This window comes from Luteitalea sp. (assembly GCA_009377605.1).
Taxonomy (GTDB): Bacteria; Acidobacteriota; Vicinamibacteria; order Vicinamibacterales; family Vicinamibacteraceae; genus WHTT01.
Genome location: WHTT01000187.1, coordinates 1 through 2,042, shown reverse-complemented (window position 1 = coordinate 2,042; position 2,042 = coordinate 1). Strand labels below are relative to the sequence as shown.

At 69.0% G+C, this 2,042-nt stretch carries 2 protein-coding genes and 1 pseudogene (1 of these 3 running past the window's edge); 2 read left to right on the top strand and 1 reads right to left on the bottom strand.

Features of this window, described 5'->3' with window-relative positions:
- Positions 1 to 816, bottom strand: a pseudogene (locus GEV06_28305) (aminotransferase class I/II-fold pyridoxal phosphate-dependent enzyme) (it extends 701 nt beyond the left edge of the window).
- A gap of 9 nt (positions 817 to 825) precedes the next feature.
- Here GEV06_28305 and GEV06_28300 point away from each other — a divergent pair.
- Both GEV06_28300 and GEV06_28295 read left to right on the top strand, forming a co-directional pair.
- Complete coding sequence (locus GEV06_28300) at positions 826 to 1,473, top strand: cupin domain-containing protein (protein ID MPZ21755.1); 648 nt, start codon at positions 826 to 828, stop codon at positions 1,471 to 1,473.
- Positions 1,473 to 1,898, top strand: coding sequence for a hypothetical protein (locus GEV06_28295; GenBank protein ID MPZ21754.1), 426 nt, complete (start codon positions 1,473 to 1,475; stop codon positions 1,896 to 1,898). Before GEV06_28300 ends, GEV06_28295 begins: the two co-directional genes overlap by 1 nt.
- The last annotated feature ends 144 nt before the right edge of the window (positions 1,899 to 2,042 follow it).

Sequence of the window (2,042 nt, the reverse complement as noted above, 5' to 3'; positions counted from 1 at the left end):
GGCCCAGCCAAGCAGCATCACCCGGCGCTCGAGGGACATCGGCATGCCCAGCGGAAACTGGTGCGACGGGGTGACGTACACGATCCTCGCGGCGGACGGAATGGCGTCAACCCGTAGGCCCTCGCCGTCCACGGGAATGCCGACCACCTTCGCGCCGACTGACTCGTAGAGCGCACGCACGCGCCGGTACCCAGGCTCCTCCATCGCCACGCACGATCCGGGCGCGATCAGCACGCGGCCGATGAGGTCGAAGGCCTGCTGGGCACCCTGCGTGACCAGCACGTCCCCGGCCTCGGCGTTCACACCTCTGGCGATGGCGATGTGGCGCGCGATGGCGCGCCGCAGCCCCTCTGACCCCCTGGGATCGCCGTAGTCCCTGTGGTCGATTCCTGCGGTCCGGGCGACGCGCGCCACCAGCCGGGCCCACAGACGCCCCGGGAACAACGTGACGTCGGGGGTACCGACCCCGAAGTCGAACGTGACCGGCGAACGGCGGAGGTCGTGGCTCTCGCGTCCGCGCCACACCGCTCGCGGCAGCACCGCCCCGGCGGGTGCACGGCGCGACGCGGTCACGAGGGTGCCGCTCCGGACGAACGTCCCGGCGCCAACCTTCCCGTCCAGCAGGTCGTCTGCCATCAGGAGCTCGTAGGCCGCGCCGACCGTGTTGCGCGAGACGCCGAGGCGGGTCGCCAGCTCGCGCGTCGGCGGCAGGCGGTCTCCATCGCCGAGGACACCGTCGAGCACCGCGGCGAGCAGTTGTCGATAGATCTGCGTCGAGAGCGGCGCGCCGGGATCGAGCCGCAGGTGCAGGTCCATGCGTGCATCATGATTGGCCCAGTCGACAGAGTCAACATTGGCTCTTTGAGCAGTCCATCGTCAGGCGTAGCGTGTATCTGTATGCCGGATTCACCACCAACACGTCTCCTGACACGCCGACTCGTCGTTGCCCTGGCAACGGCCGTCATCGCAGCGATGCCCACAGCGCCAGCCACCACGGCGCCAGCCACCACGGCGCCAGCCACCACGGCGCCGCGCGACCGTTCCCGCGCTCTTGCGGACCGCGGCCTCTGGCCGCGCTCCCCGACGCTCACTCGACGCACCGAAACTGACTCAACGAGTCAAGTTCTGGGTGCGTCGAGGGTTCTCGCCGTCCACGCGTTACCCCGGATGGCCGGAGACCGGTTGAAGTCGACAATGGTTGAAGTCGTTTTTGGCCCGGGCGAAGCGTCCAAGCCACACACGCATCCGTGCCCCGTGCTTGGCTATGTCCTCGAGGGCGCCGTCCGCATGAAGGTCGGCGACGGCCCAGAGGTGACGTACTCAGCCGGCGAGACCTTCCACGAAGCGCCCAACCAGGCGCATCTCGTCTCGGCCAACGCCAGCCGCACGGCGCCGGCGCGCTTCCTCGCCGTGTTCGTATGCGATATCGACGGGCCTCGGTCGCGGCCGCTTCCCAAGGAGCCTGCCAGATGATGTCCGACGAGGCGTTCGATCGATGGGCTCAGCGCGCTCTGCGCATCGCGCTCGGCGCAGCGTTTCTCTCTGCTGTCGCGGGGCGGTTCGGGTTGTGGAGCTGGACGCCGTGGACGGTCGCGTTCGACCGATTCCTGGACCGCACGGCCGCGCTGAACGCGTTCATGCCGGCGTGGACGATACCCTTCCTCGCCTGGGGGGCGACGATTGCGGAGATCACGCTGGGCGTGGCGCTCATCGCCGGTCTGCTCCGCTACTGGACAGCGTTAGGCGCCGCGATCCTGCTGGCCGTGTTCGGCACCGAGATGGCCGTGTTCGACGGCATCAAGTCCCCGCTGGACTACTCGGTTTTCTCCGCGTCCGCGGGGGCGCTTTTGCTCGCGAGCCGGGCTCGCGGCCGGACGCCAAGCCCTACACACCGCTAACCTCGGGGGGGACCAATGCTTGCTCGGTTCAACGCGGAGGCGCATACGGCCGTGATTCCGCCAACGACGACGTCGTTCGCTGGGAATCGCCGCATCGGCGGCGAATGGACCGGCAGCCGCGTGACTCAGGTGGACACGGACGCT

Excerpts from the sequence above, each read along its gene's own strand:
- GEV06_28295 (MPZ21754.1), top strand. The coding sequence starts at position 1,473 with ATGTCCGACGAGGCGTTCGATCGATGGGCTCAGCGCGCTCTGCGCATC.
- GEV06_28300 (MPZ21755.1), top strand. The coding sequence starts at position 826 with ATGATTGGCCCAGTCGACAGAGTCAACATTGGCTCTTTGAGCAGTCCA.